This window comes from Streptomyces sp. MB09-02B (assembly GCF_033794485.1).
Taxonomy (GTDB): domain Bacteria; phylum Actinomycetota; class Actinomycetes; order Streptomycetales; family Streptomycetaceae; genus Streptomyces.
Genome location: NZ_JARGEE010000174.1, coordinates 1 through 18,224 on the forward strand (window position 1 = coordinate 1; position 18,224 = coordinate 18,224).

Consider the following 18,224-nt stretch of genomic DNA (forward strand, 5'->3'; position numbering starts at 1 on the left):
CCCCTGTCCGTTGAACACTCCGCCGAGGCCATGCGTATGGGACGGAGGCGATCGGGCCCGGAGCTCCCCTCCGCTCCCCATGCCCCCAGAAACCCCCGCTCAGCGGGCCCTTCGCAGCGTTTCGGCCAACCGCGCCCTCGCATATGCCAGGAGACTGGCTGAATTGGCATGGTGACAGAGGGTCAGGAGTGGCGATACTCGACTGACAGGGCGATTGAGTCATGAACGAACGCGCACCCATGCGCGCTCTTCACGTCACTCTGCGTGACGTTCTTGTCGCCGGATGCGCACGACCAGCAAGTCTGCGAGGCGAGAGCAAGCCCGCGCGGCGAGTGGGGCCGGGTGGGTTCGGCGGTGCGATCGGGGGAGCGAAGCGTGCACGACGAATTCCTGTGCCATGTCACCGCGTACGGCTGGTGCGGCGGTCAGCGCGTCGGCGTGCCCCTCGGTACCTATCGCGCCCCCACCCTGGCGCTGGCGCTGTGGTGGATGCGCGACCGTGCGTTATGGATCGCCGAACGCCTCGATCCGCGACCCGAGAACCCGAACTTCCCCCCGAACGCGGTCGTCCCGGTCGCCGACACCGTACCCGACGTACCGAGCCAGCTGCGCGCCTGGTCCGCCGACGACACTCAACAGGTCCTGGTCGCCGAGGAGTTGGCCGCCGGGAATCTGGTGCGGATCGCCACCAACGACGACACCACGGAGTACGAACTGCTCGCGGAGTCCGTCGACGCCGTCCGTATGCAGCGCATCGCCCAGCGAATCGCCGCACCCGCCGCCTGACGCTGCGCTCGACCCGGTCGCGGGGCCCGCCGCTGCGGCCGGGCGCGCATATCGGGACCGATCGGTAGAATTTTCGGCATGACAGAGCGGTCGATCGCCTCGACTGCGCCCGCACTCGTGCTGGAGACCGAGTCGGGCTCGACCGTGCTGGCCCCGTCCCACGCCTACCACGTGGGGCGCGACCCCCTCAGCGACGTCGTCCTCGACGACGACCGGGTCTCCTGGCACCACGCGGTGCTGCGGGCCGAGGCCGGCCACTGGACCATCGAGGACGAGCACAGCACCAACGGCACGTACGCCGACGGCCACCGCGTCCACGAGTGGGACGTCGGCCCCGGCACGGTCATCCACTTCGGCAGCCTCCCCGACGGCCCCCGTGCGGTGCTCACCGGTCTCGCCCCCGAGCGGCCCTCCGGCATCCACCGCCCCGCCTCCACCGGGACCTTCCGGCAGCCCACCAGCGTCCACCCGCTGCCCGAGCGCACCGTCCACATCGGCCGCGCCGCCGACAACGACCTGGTCATCGACGACCTCGTCGTCTCCCGCCGGCACGCCGAGCTACGGGCGCGGCCGGAGGGCACGTACGAGATCGTCGACCTCGGCAGCCACAACGGCACCTACCTCAACGGCACCCCCGTCGACCGGGCCCGGGTCACCCCCGGTGACATCGTCGGCATCGGTCACTCCGCGTTCTGCCTGGTCGGCGACGCGCTCCAGGAGTACGTCGACACCGGCGAGGTCTCCCTCGACGTCCAGGAGCTCACGGTCGCCGTCGACCGCGGCCGGAAGACGCTGCTGGACGGGGTGTCGTTTCCGGTCGGCGAGAAATGCCTCCTCGCCGTCGTCGGCCCGAGCGGCGCCGGCAAGTCCACCCTCCTGAACGCCCTCACCGGACAGCGCCCCGCCGACACCGGCACCGTCCTCTACGACGGCCGCGACCTCTACCGCGACTACGCCGAGCTGCGCCAGCGCATCGGCCTGGTCCCGCAGGACGACATCCTGCACGCCCAGCTGACCGTGCGCAGAGCCCTCTCCTACGCCGCCGAACTCCGCTTCCCCCAGGACACCGCGAAGGCCGAACGGCAGGCCCGCGTCGACGAGGTGATCCGCGAACTGGGCCTGGAACAGCGCGCCGGCCAGCCCATCCACAGCCTCTCCGGCGGCCAGCGCAAACGCGTCAGTGTCGCCCTGGAGCTCCTGACCAAACCCTCCCTGCTCTTCCTCGACGAACCGACCTCCGGGCTCGACCCCGGCATGGACCGCTCCGTGATGCACATGCTGCGCGGCCTCGCCGACGACGGCCGCACCGTCATCGTCGTCACCCACAGCGTCCTCAGCCTCGACGTCTGCGACCGCCTCCTCGTCCTCGCGCCCGGCGGCAGGGTCGCCTACTACGGCCCCCCGGAGGACTCCCTCGCCTTCTTCGGCTTCGAGCAGTGGCCGGAGGCGTTCGAGGCATTCGAACGGGACCGGGAGCGGGACTGGGCGGGGGAGTACCGCGACTCGCCCCTCCGGAGCCGGTACGTCACCGCCGCCATGGACCGGCCCTACCAGGCCGACCTCGAACCGGTCGCCGTGGCGCCGCCACCCAAGCCGCAGAGCTGGGGCGCCCAACTGGGCACACTGGTCCGCCGGTACGCGGCCGCGCTCGGCGCCGACCGCACCTTCCTCGCCATCATGATCGCGCTGCCCTTCGTGATGGGCGCGATGGCCAGGGCACTCGCGGGCGGCGCCCTGGACCGGGAGACGGCGATGAACGCGCTGCTCATCCTGTGTGTGGGCGGCGTGCTGACGGGGGCGGCGAACGCCGTGCGCGAACTGGTCAAGGAGCGGGTGATCTACCAGCGCGAACGGGCCGTGGGCCTGTCCAGATCCGCGTACCTGATGTCCAAGGTCGTCGTCCTCGGCACGGTCACCGTCCTCCAGGCGGTCGTCCTCACGCTGGTCGCGCTGCTCGGCGTCGACCTCAACGCCCCCGGCGGCGAAGGGGTGTTGCTGCCGCCCCTGGCCGAGATCACGATCGCTGTGGCCCTGCTCGCGTTCACCGCGATGATGCTCGGCCTGGTCGTCTCAGCGCTGGTCCGCAAGGAGGAGGTCACCATGCCGCTGCTGGTGCTCCTCGCGATCGTCCAGGTCGTGTTCTGCGGCGCCCTGCTGGACGTGCGCGGCACGATCGTCCTCGAACAGCTGGCGTGGCTCGTGCCGTCGCGATGGGCGTTCGCCGCGATGGCCGGCACGATCGACCTGGAGAGGATCGTCCCCGACACCTCGGACCCGCTGTTCGCGCACTCGGCCGGCGTATGGCTGCTCGACCTGGGGATGCTCGTCGTCCTCTCGCTGCTCTGCGGCTGGGCCGTCGCCCGACTGCTGCGCCGCCGTGAGCCCGCGGTGATGCGGAAGTAGCCGCCATGACGACCCCCGGCTTCCTGCCCACCCATGTCGTCCCGCCTGGCGGCCTGGCCACCTGGGAGACCCCGGACCCGGCCCACCCGACCGTGGCCCTCGACGCGCTGCTGCCGGTACAACTGCTGGAGCGGCGCGGCGACTGGGGCCGCGTCCTGTGCGCCAACGGCTGGTCCGCCTGGGTCGACGGCCGCCTCCTCGTCGCCGTACCGCAGGTCCCGCCCGCCGCCGGTGCCGCTCCCACCCGCACGGCCGACCCGCGCCCGCTGCTGGCCCGCGCCGAGGAGGCCCTGACGCGCTACCGCACCGAGGCGGAGGCCCTCGCCGCCGGGCATCGCGACGGGGAGTCCTTCCGCGAGCGTACGAAGGGGCTGCGGATCGGGGTCGTCGTCGACGGTGAGTCGCTGTGGCTGTTCGACGCGGCGCACGAGCGGTGGGTGTACTGCGACGGGGCGCGGCTGAGCACGTTCGCCGCGGTGGAGGAACCACGCGAGACCCCGGCCGCTCCCCGTTTCTCACCGCCGACTGCCCAGGCCCCGGCTGCGGAACCGACACCGACACCGACACCGACACCGACACGGGCTCCGGCTCCGGCATCGGCCCCGGCATCGGCCCCGGCCCCGGAACCGACGAGGGCCGTGGGGGAGCCGGTGCGCGAACCGACGGACCGGCCAGCGTCCGACCACCCGCCCGCCGGACCTCGGCCCACCGCCACCAGGCCGGCCGATCGGGGGCCGAGCGACGGCGAGCCCACGCGCCTGGTCCCGCCGGTGACCCGTGATGAGTGAGACGCAGCCTAGTGAGGCGCAGCCGTACGCGGGGCGTCCCTCCGAGCTGGTCGGGCGGCGGATCGCCGGCTACCGCGTCGAACGCGAGATCGGCCGGGGCGGGATGGCCGTCGTCTACCAGGCGCGTGATCTGCGGCTGGAACGGACGGTCGCGCTGAAGCTGCTAGCCCCGGAACTGGCCCGCAACGACACCTTCCGGCGCCGCTTCACCCACGAGTCACGCGTGGCCGCCGCGATCGACCACCCCCACATCGTGCCGGTCTTCGAGGCGGGCGAGACCGACGGCGTCCTCTACATCGCCATGAGGTACGTCGCCGGCAGCGACCTGCGGCACCTCCTGGACCGGGAGGGCCCGCTGCCGGTCACGACCGCGACCCGGATCGCCGCCCAGGTGGCCTCCGCGCTCGACGCGGCGCACGACCACGGCCTGGTCCACCGGGACGTGAAGCCCGGCAACATCCTGGTCGCGCGGGGCACGGACAGCGACCACCCCGAGCACGTCTACCTCACCGACTTCGGCCTCACGAAGAAGTCGCTGTCCCTGACGGGCTTCACCACCGTCGGCCAGTTCGTCGGGACGCTCGACTACGTGGCGCCGGAGCAGATCTCGGGCAAGCCGGTCGACGGCCGCTGCGACGTCTACAGCCTCGCCTGCGTCGTCCACGAGACGCTCGCCGGCCGGCCGCCGTTCCAACGGGACGACGACATGGCCCTGTTGTGGGCCCACCAGTACGACCAGCCGCCCCCGCTGACCGGCGTGCGCCCCGATCTGCCGCCCGCCGTGGACCACGTGATGGCGACCGCGCTGGCCAAGTCCCCGGACGACCGGTACGACTCCTGCCTCTCCTTCGTGGCGGCGCTCCGGGAGGCCGTCACCGCGCGGGGTTTCCCGCCGGGGCACGCGCCGACCCGGGCGGCCGCACCGACCGCGTCGGGAGCGCATGACGCCCCGCCCGAACCACCCCGCTGGGCCGAAGCCGTGTTCATCCGGTCCGGCCGTCACCCCGGCTGATGTCGAGCCGCTCGACGTGGGCCACGTTCTCCCGGTCCTCGGCGTCCGAGCCGGCCTCGGCGGCGAACCAGGCGTCCAGGATCTCCTTGAGCAGCGGCTCGGAGGTCAGCCGCAGCCCGATCGCCAGTACATTGGCGTCGTTCCACCGCCGGGCGCCGTCGGCCGTGTAGGCGTCCGTGCACAGGGCCGCCCGCACCCCGGGCACCTTGTTCGCGGCGATCGACGCGCCCGTGCCGGTCCAGCAGCACACGACGGCCTGGTCGGACGCCCCGGAGGCGACCTCGCGCGCCGCTGCCTCCGAGCAGACGGCCCACCGGGGGTCGTCCCCGGCGCGCAGCGCGCCGTGTGTCACGACGTCGTGGCCCCGGCCGCGCAACTCCGCGAGGAGGAGACGCGCGACGGGTTCGTCCATGTCCGAGGAGACGGAGATCCGCATGCCCCCGAGGCTACCCGGCCCCTCGGCTCTGGCTACGGGCGCGGCCACGGCTTCCCGGCCAACCGCTCGATGCTGGTGTTGAAGCGCTTCAGATAGTCGGCGAACGCGGAGATGTCCTCGTCGGACCAGCCCTCCAGGACCTGGGCGAGCGTACGGACGTTGCCCTCCCGTTCCTCGTCCAGCCGGCGCTCGCCCTCCTCGGTGATGCGGAACTTCCGCGCCACCCCGCCCTCCGGGTCGAGGGTGTGTTCGACCAGCCCGGCCCGCAGCGCGGCGGCGGTCTGCCGGCGCAGGGTGGAGGCGTCGAGGCCGAAGGCGTCGCTCAACTCGCTGATCGACATCGGCCCCTCGATCCGGATACGGCTGAGGACGATGTACGCACTGCGCTCCAGCGTCGAGTCCGCGCGGCGCCCCTTGCTCTTGCTCAGGTGCTGGTAGCGCCCGAGCAGCATGTTCTCGTACTCGACCCGGCGCGTCGGCTCTTCCACGGTCGCCTACCTCCTCGTTGCGGATTCCGCCAGGGCGATCTTTCCACCCCGCCCGGCTCGCACCGTCGGGCCAGGCAACGGACCCGGCGCTGTGCATCGTGCACGGTAAGTGTGTCGTGCACTGAGCGTGTGTCATGCATGACGCAGGTATGCTGCACGCCAGGTACATGACGCATGCTCGGTCACCAGTCACCAGTCACCAGTCACCAGTCACCAGCCACCAGTCACCGGGTCATCGCACGGAGGAATCCCCTTGACGGCCAACCCCCCGACCGCCGCCCGCCCGGGTGGTGTCATCGCGACGCTGGCGCTCGCCGGCATCGTCGCCGCGATCATGCAGACCCTGGTGACGCCGCTGCTCACCGAGCTGCCCACGATCCTCGACACCAGCGCGGCCAACGCCTCCTGGGTGATCACCGCGACGCTGCTCACGGGAGCGGTCTTCGGCCCGGTCGGCGGACGCCTCGGCGACCTGTACGGAAAGCGCCGCATGCTTCTGGTGTGCTGCGCCCCGCTGATCATCGGCTCGGTCGTCTGCGCGCTGTCCTCGACCGTCGTGCCGATGATCGTGGGCCGCGGCCTCCAGGGCATAGGGATGGGCGTGGTGCCACTCGGTATCAGCCTGCTGCGTGACGTCATCGCACCGGAGAAGCTCAGCGGCTCCATCGCTCTGGTCAGCGCCTCCCTGGGCATCGGCGCCGGCCTCGGCCTGCCGATCGCCGCCGCGGTCGCCCAGTACGCCAGCTGGCGCGTGCTCTTCTGGGGCGCCGCCGTCCTGGCCGTCGCGGTCACCGTCATGGTCTGGTTCCTGGTGCCCGAGACCCCGGCCGGCGCCCGGGGACAGCGCTTCGACTTCGTCGGTGCCGTCGGTCTCGGCGGCGGTGTGGTGTGCCTGCTGCTCGCCGTGTCCAAGGGCGCGGACTGGGGCTGGGGTTCGGCGACCACGCTGGGCCTGTTCGTCGGCGCCGGCGTGCTGCTGCTGTGCTGGGGCTGGTGGGAACTGCGCACCCGCGAGCCGCTGGTGGACCTGCGCACCACCGCGCACCCGCGCGTGCTGCTCACCAACGTCGCCTCGGTCCTCGTCGGCTTCGGCATGTACGCCCAGTCGCTGATCACTCCGCAGCTGCTGAGGTTGCCTGAGGCCACCGGCTACGGTCTGGGCCAGTCGATGCTGGCGATGGCGCTGTGGATGGCTCCGGCCGGGCTGATGATGATGGCGCTCTCCCCGCTCGGCGGGAAGCTCACCAACGCCCGCGGGCCCAAGTTCACCCTGGTCGCCGGCTCGCTGGTGATCTCCGCCGGCTACGGCCTCGCGCTGGTGCTGATGGGCTCCACCTGGGGTCTGCTGATCGTCTCCCTCGTCGTCAGCTCCGGCGTCGGTCTCGCCTACGGGGCCATGCCCGCGCTGATCATGAGCACGGTGCCGCTGTCCGAGACCGCCTCCGCCAACAGCTTCAACACGCTGATGCGAGCCCTGGGCACCTCCACCGCGGCGGCGGTGGTCGGGGTGGTGCTCGCCCAGATGACCACCACGCTCGGCGGCTTCAGCCTGCCCTCGGAGGACGGCTTCCGGACCGGTCTGCTCATCGGCTGCGGTGCCGCGCTGGTCGCCGCGGCGGTCGCCGTGTTCATCCCCGGCGCACGGGCCGCCGCCGACTCCGACCCGGGCTCCGAGGAGCGGGAGCCGAGCACGGTGGAGGCGCCGGCTTCCGCCGCCTGACGGGGCGAGCGGGCGGCGGGCCGGGAGCCGTCGGTCCGGTGGGGAGGCGGTCCTGCGGGGGCGGCGGGTCGGTCCGGTGCGGTCAGCCCGTCCGGCGCAGCAGGGCGGACAGGGCGAGACGGGAGGAGACGCCGAGTTTGCGGTAGACGCGGAACAGGTGGGTCTCCACCGTGCGCGGGCTGAGGAAGAGCCGCTCGGCGATGTCGCGGGTGCGCAGCCCCTCGGCCGCGAGTTCGGCTACCTCACGTTCCCGGTCGCTCAGCACTCCCAGCGCGTGTGCCGCCGGGTCACTCCGGGACAGGTCGGCACGCAGGTCGTCCACCCGCTCCCGTACGAGCGAAGCCCCGTAGGAGCGCGCCACCGTGTCGGCCACGTCCAGCTGCCGCAGGGCCTCCGTCCGGCCCTCGGCCTCGGCGCACGACGGGGCGCCGGTCGCCAGTGTCCAGGCGTACTGCACGGGCATGTCGGCGGCCCGGAACGCCCGCGCGGCAAGGGCGAACAGTTTGGCCGCCGCGTCGTGTTCGCCGTCGGCGGCGTGGAGCCGGGCGCGGGCCTCGTGCACATACGCCTCCTGCACCGGCAGTCCGAGCCGGCCCACCTCCACCTCGGCGGCCTGCACCAGATGGTGGGCCCTGTCGCGGTCCCCGCACTCCAGCGTGGCCGTGGCCAGCAGGGCGAGGAGGAAGGGCCGGGAGAACGGGCGCACCAGGGGCAGCCGCTCGCCGCCCACGCCCTCCAGCAGGGTCCGCCGGCACCCGGCGGCGTCACCGGCGAGCAACCGCGCCTGGGCGAGCAGTCCCGTCGCCGAGGTGGCCCACCAGCTCTGGCCCGGCGGGGTGACCGTGGTCGCCTCCTCGACCAGCGCGACGGCCTCGGCGGCGTACCCCCGGCCACGGGACCAGACGAGAGCCGTCGTGCGCATCGCGCGCGCCAGGGTGACCGCGCCCTCGGCGCCGAGGGCACCGGCGAGGGTCTCGACCTGCCGGGCCCGCTGCTCGGAGGCGTCCAGCCGGCCGGTCCACTGCTCGACCATGGCGAGCGCCAGGAGCCGGTGCATCAGGATGGGGCGCCCGGCGTCGGAGTCCGCCGTCTGCAGGCCCCGGCCCAGATGCCGTGCCGCGTCCGCGAACCGTTCCAGGTAGAGCTCGGCGCAGCCGAGCAGCGCCAGAGTCTCCGGTGTACGTCCGGCGAGCGGGTCGGGCAGGGCGTCCAACAGCCGCGCGCAGTCGGTGACCTCGGGGCCGGCCTCGTCGATGTCTCCGGCATGGGTGGCGCACAGGGCGGAGAGGACGCGGAGCACGGTGCGATCCGCGCGGTCCGCTCCACCCGCCGCCCGCGCGGCCTCCCGGAGCAACGTCCGCGCCTGCTCGTGGGTGCCGCGCACCACATGGATCAGGCCGTACTCGATGGCGAGGCGGACGGCGTCGGGCGGCAGCGGGTCGGGCAGCGGCCGGGGCAGCAGGCCGAGCGCGGCGCCCACGACCGCCGTCGCCTCCTTGTACCGGCCGAGCTGCCGCTCGGCGTCGGCCCAGACGGTGTGGGCCCGGAGCGTCTGGCTGTCGGTGAGCTCCGCCCGGGGATCGCCCAGCAGTTCATGGGCACGGGCGCGTGCCTCCTCCGGCTGCCCGGAGGCGATCAGAGCGCGGCAGCAGGCGAGTTCCAGCGCGGTCCGGGCGGCGCGGTCACCGTCCCGGCCGGGCAGGGTCTCCAAAGCCAGCCCGAACCAGCGGGCCGCGGTCGCCGGCGTCCGCGTGACGATCTCGGCGGCTCCCTCGGCCAGCGTGCGGGCGGCGTCGAGGCCCTCCGCGCCCAGCAGGTGTTCGGCGTGGCGGGCCCGTTCGGCGGCCCGGCCGTCGCGGGCGGTGACCAGGTCCAGGGCGCGGCGGTGGGCGCGCAGCCGCACCGACGATCCGGCCCGCTCGTACGCGACGTGGCCGACGAGGGGGTGGCGGAAACGCAGGCCCCCGCTCCAGTCGGCCGGTCGGACGAGGTCCGCGTGCTCCAGTTCGGCGAGCACGTCCAGGGTGGCGTCCAGGCCCAGTCGGGAGACCTGGGCCACGTCCTGCGGACGGAACGGTGGGCCGAGCACAGCTGCGGCCGCCATCGCCGTCGCGGCCGGGGGTGTCAGCGCGTCGAGTTCGGCGATCAGCGGCTTCGCCTCGCGCAGCAGCCCGTCGATGTCGGTCCCGGGCCGGTCGGGCCAGTGGCCGGGACGCCAGTCCGCCGCGGCGAGCAGGCGCAGATGGAACGGATTCCCCTCCGCGGCGGCGCACACCTGACCCGCGAACTCCCGCAGCGCGGCGGGCTCGTGTGCGTGCGGCAGGGGACCCTCGGACGTGTGCCGGCCGGCCAGCAGGGCGGCCGCCGCCTCCGCGTCGAGAGGGCCCGGTTCGATCCGCGTCACCGTGCCGGCGCGGACCCCGTCCTCCAGCGCCTCCCGCAGCTCGGGCGGGGTCTGCCGGGGCCGGTGGGCGAGCGCGAGCACGAACGGGCCGGGCACCACGGAACGGACCAGCCGGACGAGCGCCGCCGTCGACACGGGATCGCACCAGTGCACGTCGTCCAGCACCAGGACACCACCGGCGGCCCAGAGGGCGGGCCGGTCACGGAACTCGGCGAACGCCCTCCCGCCGGCCTCCGTCGGTCGCGGGAAACCCCGCCGTGCCTCGAAGGCGTCACGGAACACCTGCAGCGGGGTCGCGCCGCTGCGCACCGCGTGGGCCCGGGCGACCGGGAGCCGCCGGCGCGCCGCCAGGTCCACGAGGGCCGCCGCGAGCCGGGTCTTGCCGATGCCCGGCTCGCCGGTGATCTCCACCACCGATCCCCGGCCGTTCCCCAACGCCTCGACGACGTGCGAGAGCCGCGCGAGTTCGGCCTCCCGCGCCACGGGGAGGCCTCCGGTCTCCGGTACGGGCACCGCGGTCATGCGTGCCGTTCCCCCTCCGCGTACGGTCCGGCACCCCCTGGCTCACTCCGGGCCCAGGGGATCCTCGGAGCAACCCTACAGAAGTAGTAAAAGAGGGTGATCCGCTTGTGTGGCCAGGAGTGGTGACCGGCGAGGACGCGCCGGCGGTTCGGTCGCGGTCGGGCGACCGGGGAGGCGTCGCTGTCGGGGTCGGCCGGGCGGCGGTGCGGTCAGCGTGAGGCGGGCGGATCCAGGAGCCGGACGACGATCGACCACGGTCCGTCGGAGCGGGCGTAGAGAAGACAGGGGCCGGCGAGCGGGGCTTCGCCCTGCCACGGGCCCACGTGGTTGGCCAGCTCGTCGAGAAAGCCGGTGCCGTCCGGTTCGAAGGTGTCCACGAGGAAGTACCCGCCGTCGTCGGAGCGCGGATCGCCCTCGTACCGCAGCGTCGCGATCCCGGGCCCTCCGGTGTGGCGCAGGACGTCCGAGGCGGGACGGCGCGTAGGGCCCGCACAGGGCAGCGCGCTCGACAGCGGGCTCACGTCGACCGTCCACGGTCCGTCCGCCTGGACACGGAGCGCCCGCACCGGCCGGTCGTCGGCGTTCACCAGCGCACGGCACGAGAAGGGCCCGTCGGTGTAGACGAGTTGGCTCTGGGAGTGCAGCCTCCCGTCGAGGGTGTCCACGACGAAGTGCCCGCTCCCCGTGTGGGTGATGTCGAGGATGACCGGACCCGTCCCGGTGGTCAGCCGGGCGACCGTGTCGCCGGCACCACCGATCCGCTGGAGCGCCGGGTCACCGGCGGTCAGCAGCGGGGGCGCCTGCCGGAGCGGCTCGTCGCTCTTGCCGACTCCGGGCGGCGGCACCACAGGGGCCTGTCGCTGCGCACGGTCGCGTCGGAACCACTTCATGGAGCCCCCCTGGTGACGTCTGCGCACAGTATTGGGCGTCCGGCTCGTCGCGTACACAACGAAGACCGCACTTCGGCAACCGCCCTCCCGGCGTGGGGGATTGTGGCCTTCTCCATTGTTTGCGGGGGAGTGCGGGCCGACGGGCATCGTCCGCGTCCCGGCCGGGCATGGTGAGGGGGGCGGTATGCGACCGGGGCAGGCGACGCGTGACGACGGGGTCGCGCCTGCCCACGGCGCCGCCCTAGCCGTCCTGAGGGAATGTCGTCCACGCGTGGGGCGCACGTGTGGTGCGTGAAGAGGGGGAGCCGTGATGCCGCCGGTCGTGCCCGAGGACGTGTCGTCACAGCCGATGCTGAGCCCGTTGACGCCCGCCGCCGTCTTCCTGGTCGTCGGCGTCGTCCCCGGCGGCGAGTCGACGGCCCGTGGTGTGCTGTCCGGACTCGCCGGTCTGGAACGGGCGGTGGGCTTCTCCAGCCCCGACGGCGCCCTGGGTTGCGTGGCCGGGATCGGCGCCGACGCCTGGGACCGGCTCCTCGGCACGCCCCGCCCCGCCGCCCTGCACCCCTTCCCGCAGCTGGACGGCCCCCGGCACCGCGCCGTGTCCACGCCGGGCGACCTGCTCTTCCACATCCGGGCCACCCGCGTGGACCTCTGTTTCGCGCTGGCCGCCGAGATCATGCGGCAACTGCGCGGCGCGGTCACCCTGGAGGACGAGGTCCAGGCCTTCGCGTACTTCGACTCCCGCAACCTCCTCGGCTTCGTCGACGGCACCGAGAACCCCGTCGGGCGCCTGGCCGCCGACGCGGTGCTGGTCGGTGACGAGGACCCCGGCTTCCGGGGCGGCAGCTATGTGCTCGTGCAGAAGTACCTGCACGACGTGGAGTCCTGGGAGAAGCTCCCCGTCGAGGCCCAGGAGAAGGTCATCGGCCGGACCAAGCTGACCAACCTGGAACTGGACGTGGAGGGTTCGCACGTCGACGTCAACACCCTCCTCGGCCCGGACGGCACGGAGCAGCGCATACTGCGCGCCGCCATGCCGTTCGGCAGGCCCGGCGAGGGCGAGTTCGGCACGTACTTCATCGCCTACGCCCGCGACCCCTCGGTCCCCGAGGCGATGCTGCGGAGGATGTTCCTCGGCGAACCGCCGAACGGCCACGACCCGATCCTGGACTTCTCCCGGGCCGTGACCGGAACCATGTTCTTCGTGCCGTCGGCGGACTTCCTGCGCACGATCCCGGCCCGGCGCCCGCCGGGCTGACCGTCAGTACGCGTCCTCCCCCTCGACGAACGTCCGCACCACCTCGATGTCCCCGATCCGGGACACGTCCACCCGGCGCGGATCGTCTCCCAGCACGACGAGATCGGCTCGACTGCCGGGGGTGAGGCTGCCGGCGTCGCCGTCCCAGTGGCAGGCGCGGGCGGCCTCGACGGTGTACGCGCGCAGCGCCTCCTCGACCGTGATCGCCTCGTCGGGGCCGATGAGGCGGCCGGACTCCGAGGCCCGCTCCACCATGAACTGGATCGCCCGCAGCGGCGCGCCGTTCGCGACCGGGCGGTCCGAGCTGCCGGCGACCCGGACACCGTGGTCGAGGAAGCCCCGGCCCCGGTACAACCAGCCGGCCCGCTCCTCACCCATGATCGCGGCGTAGTCGTCGCCGTAGTACCGCAGGAAGCTCGGCTGGACGACGACGGTGACACCGAGCGCGGCCAGCCGGGGCAGTTGGTCGGGGCGGACCAGTCCGGCGTGCTCGACGCGGTGGCGTACCTCCGGACGGGGGCTCAGCTTCCGGGCCTTCTCCAGCGCGTCCAGGGCGACGTCGAGGGCCCGGTCGCCGATCGCGTGCACGGCGAGCTGCCAGCCCGCGAGGTGCCCCTCGACGATCGTGCTCTCCAGGACCTCTGGCTCGTGCATGAGCTGCCCGGAACCGCCGGGGCCCTCGAGGCTCAGGTAGGGGCTGGTGAGGGCCGCCGTACGGGCCATCATGCCGCCGTCGGTGAAGATCTTGAGCGAGCCGAGGGAGAGGGCGCCGTCGCCGAATCCGGTGCGCAGACCGAGGTCGATGGCCCGGCCCGTGGTGTCGTCGACGTCCGCGCGGACCGGGTGCAGCGCGTCGGCGGCCACCATCAGCCGTACCCGCAGCGGCAGTCGGCCCGACTCGTGGGCGAGCTGGTACGCGGCGCCCTCGATGGGACTGTGCCCGAACAGCCTGGCCCCGACGCCCGCTTCGGCGCACCCCGTGATGCCCTCGGAGCGGCAGACGCGGGCGGCGTGCTCGATCGCCGAGGCCAGTTCGGCGAGCGAGTGCGGCGGCCGGGACTGCAGCGCGGCCCCCATGGCGCCCTCCGCGAGGAAGCCGTCCGGCCGGGCCACGTCCGCCGGAAGACCCGCGAGCACCGCCGAGTTGACGAGGCAGGCGTGCCCGGAGAGATGACCCAGATACACCTTGCGTCCGGCGCTGACGGTGTCGAGGTCGCTCGCCGTGAGCGGGCGGTCGAGGGTGCGCTGGTCGTAGCCGCCGAAGTCCACCCAGCCGCCGACCGGGGCCTCGGCCACCGCCTGCGCCACCACCCGGAGCACGTCGTCGGCGCGCCGGCTCGGCGCGACGCTGGGCGCCTTGGCCTTCAGGCCCGCCCACGCCAGGTGCACATGGGCGTCGATGAAACCGGGGAGCACGGTGGCGCCGCCCAGGTCCAGTGTCCGCCGCGCCGGAAGGCCCGCCACGTCCTCGTCCAGGCCGACGACCCGGCCCCGCCAGATCCCGAGCTCCCGGGCGGCCGGGCGGTCCGGATCCATCGTGACGATGCGGGCGTTGGTGATCCTGGTGCTGAGCACGGACAGGTCCTTCCGGTCGGGGCGGTGCGCCCGGTGCGTTCTCGTATCGGTGAAGTGGCTTGGTCCGTCTGCCAGTTGACGGTCGGTTCCGCTAATGTCCCTGCGTTCGGGGAGGTCGCTCAGGTCTCGAAGACGTCTCGGGGCTGGTCCAGGAAGGCAAATGTAGTTAGCCTTACCTAAGTTTTCTTGTACGTATCCTGTGTTGGCGAAACCGGTCCGGAGTGTTGCGTGAGAAAAGCGGACCCACCGGGGCGGAACGTCCTGTGGCGCGCGGTCGGCGGACAGCGTCGGGACGTCGTGCTCGGCGCGGTTCTGGGGATGGGACACCAGACGGGCGAGGCCCTGGTCCCGGTGCTCATCGGACTGGCCATCGAGCGCGGTGTCGTGGACGGCGACATCCCCGGACTGCTGCTGTGGCTGCTCGTCCTGGCCGCCGTGTACGTCGGGCTCTCCTTCAGCTTCCGGTTCAGCGCCAGGGCCGGTGAACGAGCCGCCGTCACCGCCGCGCACCACCTCAGGACCGCCCTCGTCGGCCGTGTCCTCGCACCCGAGGGCGGTGCCGAAGAGGGAAGGCTGCCGGGCGAGTTGACGAACATCGCCACCGAGGACGCCAAGCGGGTCGGGGCCGTGGCCATGGCCCTCATCGTCGCCTTCGCGGCGACCGCGGGCCTCGTGGTCAGTGCGGTAGCCCTGCTGCGCGTCTCCGTCGTGCTGGGCCTGCTCGTGCTCCTGGGCACCCCCCTGCTGCTGTGGCTGGGGCACCTGCTGAGCAAGCCCCTGGAACGGCGCAGCGAGACCGAACAGGACCGTGCCGCACAGGCCTCCGGCGTCGCCGCCGACCTGGTGGCCGGACTGCGCGTCCTCAAGGGCATCGGCGCCGAGCAGGCGGCCGTCGCCCGCTACCGCCGCGTCAGCCAGGACTCCCTCGCCGCGACGCTGCGCGCCGCCCGCGCCGAGGCCTGGCAGAACGGCGTCGTCACCATCCTCACCGGCGCCTTCATCGCCGTGGTCGCCCTCGTCGGCGGACGTCTCGCCGCACGCGGTGACATCGGCCTCGGTGAACTCGTCTCCTCCGTGGGGCTCGCCCTGTTCATCGTCGGCCCGCTCTCCGAGTTCGCCTGGATCAACGCCGAACTCGCGCAGGGCCGCGCCTCCGCCGCCCGTATCGCCGAGGTGCTGGACGCCCCCGGCGCCGTGCCCGCGAAGGGGTCCGCCGAGGCCGTGCCGACGGCCGGTGTCGAGGGACGGCTGACGCTGCGCGGCCTCGCCCACGGTCCCCTGCGCGGGGTCGACCTCGACATCGCCCCCGGCGAGACCGTCGGCGTCGCCACCACCGACCCCGCCGAGGCCACGGCGCTGCTGCGCTGCCTCGGCCGCCACACCGACCCCGACGACGGCACCGTGGAACTGGACGGCACCCCGTTGACCGCGCTGGGACCGGACGACGTCCGCGCGGTGATGCTGGTTGCCGAGCACGACGCCGACCTGTTCGAAGGCACGGTCCTGGACAACGTCACGGCGGCGATCGCCACCGGCGCGCCCTCGGGAGCGACGGGGGGCGCCGCCGACACGGGGACGGGAGGCGCGGCCGTTCCGGCGGGCGTCACCGCCGCGATGGTCGCCTCCGGTACGGACGAGGTCGCCCGCGCGCTGCCCGACGGAGTCCACACCGCCGTCACCGCACGCGGCCGTTCCCTCTCCGGCGGCCAACGCCAGCGCGTGGCCCTGGCCCGCGCCCTGGCCGCCGACGCGCCGGTCCTCGTCGTGCACGAGCCGGCCACCGCCGTCGACGCCGTCACCGAGTCCCGCGTCGCCGCCGGCATCCGGGACGTCCGCGGGGGACGCACCACACTCCTGGTGACCAACAGCCCCGCCCTCCTCGCCGTCGCCGACCGCGTCGTGCTCCTCCACGAAGGCCGCGTCCTCGCGACCGGCGACCACGAACGCCTCGTCCACGAGCGCGCCGACTACCGGACGGCGGTCCTCGCATGACCGATCACCTGGAACCCACCGAGGCGAGGGCCGGGGCTGAAGCTGAGGCTGAGGCCGGGATCGCCGAGGCCCCCAGGCCCTCCGAGGCCTCCGAGGCCTCCGAGGTCTCCGAGGTCTCCCGAACCGGCGAGGCCGAGCCCCCGCGCGGTGGGCATGTCGAAGCTGGGCGTGTCGATCCTGTGCTGCTGCCCGTCGCCAGTGCCGCCCGTACACGGGCCGCGGTCGTCGATCTCCTGCGGCCGCAGCGGCGGCTGGCGGTGTCCGCCTTCGTCGTCATGGTCGGGTCCACCGCCGTCGGCCTGCTCGTGCAGCCCCTGCTCGGCCGGATCGTCGACCTGGCCGCCGACCGGGGGTCCGCCGACGCCATCACCGCCACCGCCGCGCTCCTCGTGGCCGTCGCCGTCGCGCAGGGCGTCACCGCCGGGTTCGGGCTCTCGCAGATCGCCCGGCTCGGCGAGACGACCCTGGCCCGGCTGCGCGAACGCTTCGTGGAGCGCGCCCTCGCCCTCCCCCTGGACCGGGTGGAGAAGGCCGGCGCCGGCGACCTGACCGCCCGGGTCACCGCCGACGTCTCCCTCATCGCCGACGCCGTGCGCAACGCGCTGCCCGCGCTCGGCCGGTCGGTGCTCACCATCGTCCTCACCTTCGGCGCCCTCGCCCTGCTCGACTGGCGGTTCCTGCTGGCCGCGCTGCTCGCGGTGCCCGTGCAGGTGGCCACCGCACGCTGGTACGTCGCCCGCGCCATCCCCCTCTACGCCGAGCAGCGCGTGGCCGCCGGCGCCCAGCAGCAGCAGATGCTCGACACCATCGGCGGCAGCTCCACCGTGCGGGCGTTCCGGCTGGGCCGCGAGCACACCGAGCGGGTCACCGAGCGGTCGTGGTCCGTGGTGGCGCTGACCATGCGGGGCGTACGACTCGTCCTCGGCTTCTACAGCAGGCTGCACATCGCCGAGTACATCGGGCTCGCCGCCGTCCTCGTCACCGGCTACTGGCTGGTCCGCGACGGCTCCGCCAGCATCGGTACGGCGACCGCCGCCGCCCTGTACTTCCACAGCCTGTTCGGCCCCGTCAACGCCGCCCTCGCCCTCCTCGACGACGCCCAGTCCGCCACGGCGGGCCTCGCCCGGCTCGTCGGAGTCACCGACGAACCCGTGCTCCCGCCGCCCACGCGCACGGTCGGGACCGGCGGTGTCGACGTCACCGTGCGAGGGCTCGGCCACGCCTACCTGCCGGGCCATCCCGTCCTGCACGACATCGACCTGACGATCCGTCATGGCGAACGCGTGGCACTCGTCGGCGCCAGCGGAGCCGGCAAGACCACCCTGGCCCGACTCGTCGCGGGCATCCAACCGCCCACCACCGGCGACGTCCTGGTGGGCGGCATCCCGCCCACCGAACTCGGCGCCGCCGCCTCCCGCACGATCGCCCTGATCACCCAGGAGACCCATGTCTTCGCGGGCCCCCTCGCCGACGACCTGCGGCTCGCCAAGCCCGACGCGACCGACGACGAACTGCGCGCCGCGCTCGACCGCGTCGACGCCCTCGCCTGGGCCGAGGCCCTGCCCGACGGCCTCGCCACGGTCGTCGGCGACGGCGGCCACCGGCTCAGCGGCGAGCACACCCAGGCCCTCGCACTGGCCCGGCTGATCCTCGCCGACCCGCCGCTGGTGATCCTCGACGAGGCCACCGCGGAGGCGGGCAGCGCAGGCGCCCGCACCCTGGAGAAGGCCGTGGCCCGCGCCGTCGACGGCCGGACCGCGCTGATCGTCGCCCACCGCCTCAGCCAGGCCGCCACCGCCGACCGCGTCGTCGTGATGGAGGCCGGCCGGGTGGTCGAGAGCGGCACCCACGACGAACTCCACGCCGCGCGAGGCCCCTACGCCGCCCTCTGGTCGGCGTGGTCGGACGCCCGCGACGCCGGCCCCCGGCCGGCCCCCGAGACCCCCACAC

Annotated in this window: 13 protein-coding genes; 8 read left to right on the forward strand and 5 right to left on the reverse strand. The window is 73.6% G+C overall.

The features are described from left to right. The first annotated feature begins 375 nt into the window (after nt 1-375). From P1P70_RS23495 to P1P70_RS23510, 4 genes are all read left to right on the forward strand, one after another. Nucleotides 376-786, forward strand: coding sequence for a hypothetical protein (locus tag P1P70_RS23495; RefSeq protein ID WP_319240897.1), 411 nt, complete (start codon nt 376-378; stop codon nt 784-786). A gap of 78 nt (nt 787-864) precedes the next feature. Next, nucleotides 865-3,189 carry an FHA domain-containing protein gene (locus tag P1P70_RS23500; protein WP_319240899.1) on the forward strand — a complete coding sequence of 775 codons (2,325 nt, stop codon included), beginning with the start codon at nt 865-867 and terminating at the stop codon, nt 3,187-3,189. Between the two features lie 5 nt (nt 3,190-3,194). Next, on the forward strand, nt 3,195-3,977 hold the full coding sequence (locus P1P70_RS23505; protein WP_319240901.1) for a hypothetical protein: 783 nt from the start codon (nt 3,195-3,197) through the stop codon (nt 3,975-3,977). Continuing rightward, complete coding sequence (locus tag P1P70_RS23510) at nt 3,970-4,989, forward strand: serine/threonine-protein kinase (protein WP_319240902.1); 1,020 nt, start codon at nt 3,970-3,972, stop codon at nt 4,987-4,989. The genes P1P70_RS23505 and P1P70_RS23510 overlap by 8 nt, the downstream gene beginning before the upstream one ends. On the opposite strand, the gene P1P70_RS23515 is transcribed toward P1P70_RS23510, so the two are convergent. Both P1P70_RS23515 and P1P70_RS23520 read right to left on the reverse strand, forming a co-directional pair. Then, nucleotides 4,961-5,425 (reverse strand): RpiB/LacA/LacB family sugar-phosphate isomerase, encoded by a 465-nt coding sequence (locus tag P1P70_RS23515; RefSeq protein WP_319240905.1) that lies wholly within the window; start codon nt 5,423-5,425, stop codon nt 4,961-4,963. The genes P1P70_RS23510 and P1P70_RS23515 overlap by 29 nt on opposite strands. Before the next feature lie 32 nt (nt 5,426-5,457). Next, nucleotides 5,458-5,913 (reverse strand): MarR family transcriptional regulator, encoded by a 456-nt coding sequence (locus P1P70_RS23520; RefSeq protein ID WP_319240907.1) that lies wholly within the window; start codon nt 5,911-5,913, stop codon nt 5,458-5,460. Between the two features lie 253 nt (nt 5,914-6,166). On the opposite strand from P1P70_RS23520, the gene P1P70_RS23525 reads away from it, so the two are divergent. Next, nucleotides 6,167-7,633, forward strand: coding sequence for an MFS transporter (locus P1P70_RS23525; RefSeq protein WP_319240909.1), 1,467 nt, complete (start codon nt 6,167-6,169; stop codon nt 7,631-7,633). 82 nt (nt 7,634-7,715) lie between these two features. Here the strand turns inward: P1P70_RS23525 and P1P70_RS23530 are convergent, their stop codons facing one another. After that, nucleotides 7,716-10,559 carry a LuxR C-terminal-related transcriptional regulator gene (locus P1P70_RS23530; RefSeq protein ID WP_319240911.1) on the reverse strand — a complete coding sequence of 948 codons (2,844 nt, stop codon included), beginning with the start codon at nt 10,557-10,559 and terminating at the stop codon, nt 7,716-7,718. A gap of 209 nt (nt 10,560-10,768) precedes the next feature. Further along, nucleotides 10,769-11,449, reverse strand: coding sequence for a hypothetical protein (locus P1P70_RS23535; RefSeq protein WP_319240913.1), 681 nt, complete (start codon nt 11,447-11,449; stop codon nt 10,769-10,771). Between the two features lie 310 nt (nt 11,450-11,759). Between P1P70_RS23535 and P1P70_RS23540 the strand changes: the two genes are divergently transcribed. Then, nucleotides 11,760-12,707 carry a Dyp-type peroxidase gene (locus P1P70_RS23540; RefSeq protein ID WP_319240915.1) on the forward strand — a complete coding sequence of 316 codons (948 nt, stop codon included), beginning with the start codon at nt 11,760-11,762 and terminating at the stop codon, nt 12,705-12,707. 3 nt (nt 12,708-12,710) lie between these two features. Here P1P70_RS23540 and P1P70_RS23545 read toward each other — a convergent pair whose 3' ends face one another. Further along, complete coding sequence (locus tag P1P70_RS23545) at nt 12,711-14,282, reverse strand: amidohydrolase (RefSeq protein WP_319240917.1); 1,572 nt, start codon at nt 14,280-14,282, stop codon at nt 12,711-12,713. A 228-nt stretch (nt 14,283-14,510) separates the two neighbouring features. Between P1P70_RS23545 and P1P70_RS23550 the strand changes: the two genes are divergently transcribed. Together P1P70_RS23550 and P1P70_RS23555 are read left to right on the forward strand one after the other, a co-directional pair. Beyond that, the gene (locus tag P1P70_RS23550; protein ID WP_319240919.1) at nt 14,511-16,274 is read left to right on the forward strand and encodes an ABC transporter ATP-binding protein; all 1,764 of its coding nucleotides are present in this window, start codon (nt 14,511-14,513) and stop codon (nt 16,272-16,274) included. Then, a partial coding sequence (locus P1P70_RS23555) for an ABC transporter ATP-binding protein (RefSeq protein WP_413471532.1) occupies nt 16,271-18,224 on the forward strand: 1,954 nt, incomplete at its 3' end. The genes P1P70_RS23550 and P1P70_RS23555, both read left to right, overlap by 4 nt.

What these genes read in the sequence shown, in the direction of transcription:
- P1P70_RS23500 (WP_319240899.1), top strand. Translation starts at nt 865, where the DNA reads ATGACAGAGCGGTCGATCGCCTCGACTGCGCCCGCACTCGTGCTGGAG.
- P1P70_RS23505 (WP_319240901.1), top strand. Translation starts at nt 3,195, where the DNA reads ATGACGACCCCCGGCTTCCTGCCCACCCATGTCGTCCCGCCTGGCGGC.
- P1P70_RS23510 (WP_319240902.1), top strand. Translation starts at nt 3,970, where the DNA reads ATGAGTGAGACGCAGCCTAGTGAGGCGCAGCCGTACGCGGGGCGTCCC.
- P1P70_RS23515 (WP_319240905.1), bottom strand. Translation starts at nt 5,425, where the DNA reads ATGCGGATCTCCGTCTCCTCGGACATGGACGAACCCGTCGCGCGTCTC.
- P1P70_RS23530 (WP_319240911.1), bottom strand. Translation starts at nt 10,559, where the DNA reads ATGACCGCGGTGCCCGTACCGGAGACCGGAGGCCTCCCCGTGGCGCGG.
- P1P70_RS23535 (WP_319240913.1), bottom strand. Translation starts at nt 11,449, where the DNA reads ATGAAGTGGTTCCGACGCGACCGTGCGCAGCGACAGGCCCCTGTGGTG.
- P1P70_RS23540 (WP_319240915.1), top strand. Translation starts at nt 11,760, where the DNA reads ATGCCGCCGGTCGTGCCCGAGGACGTGTCGTCACAGCCGATGCTGAGC.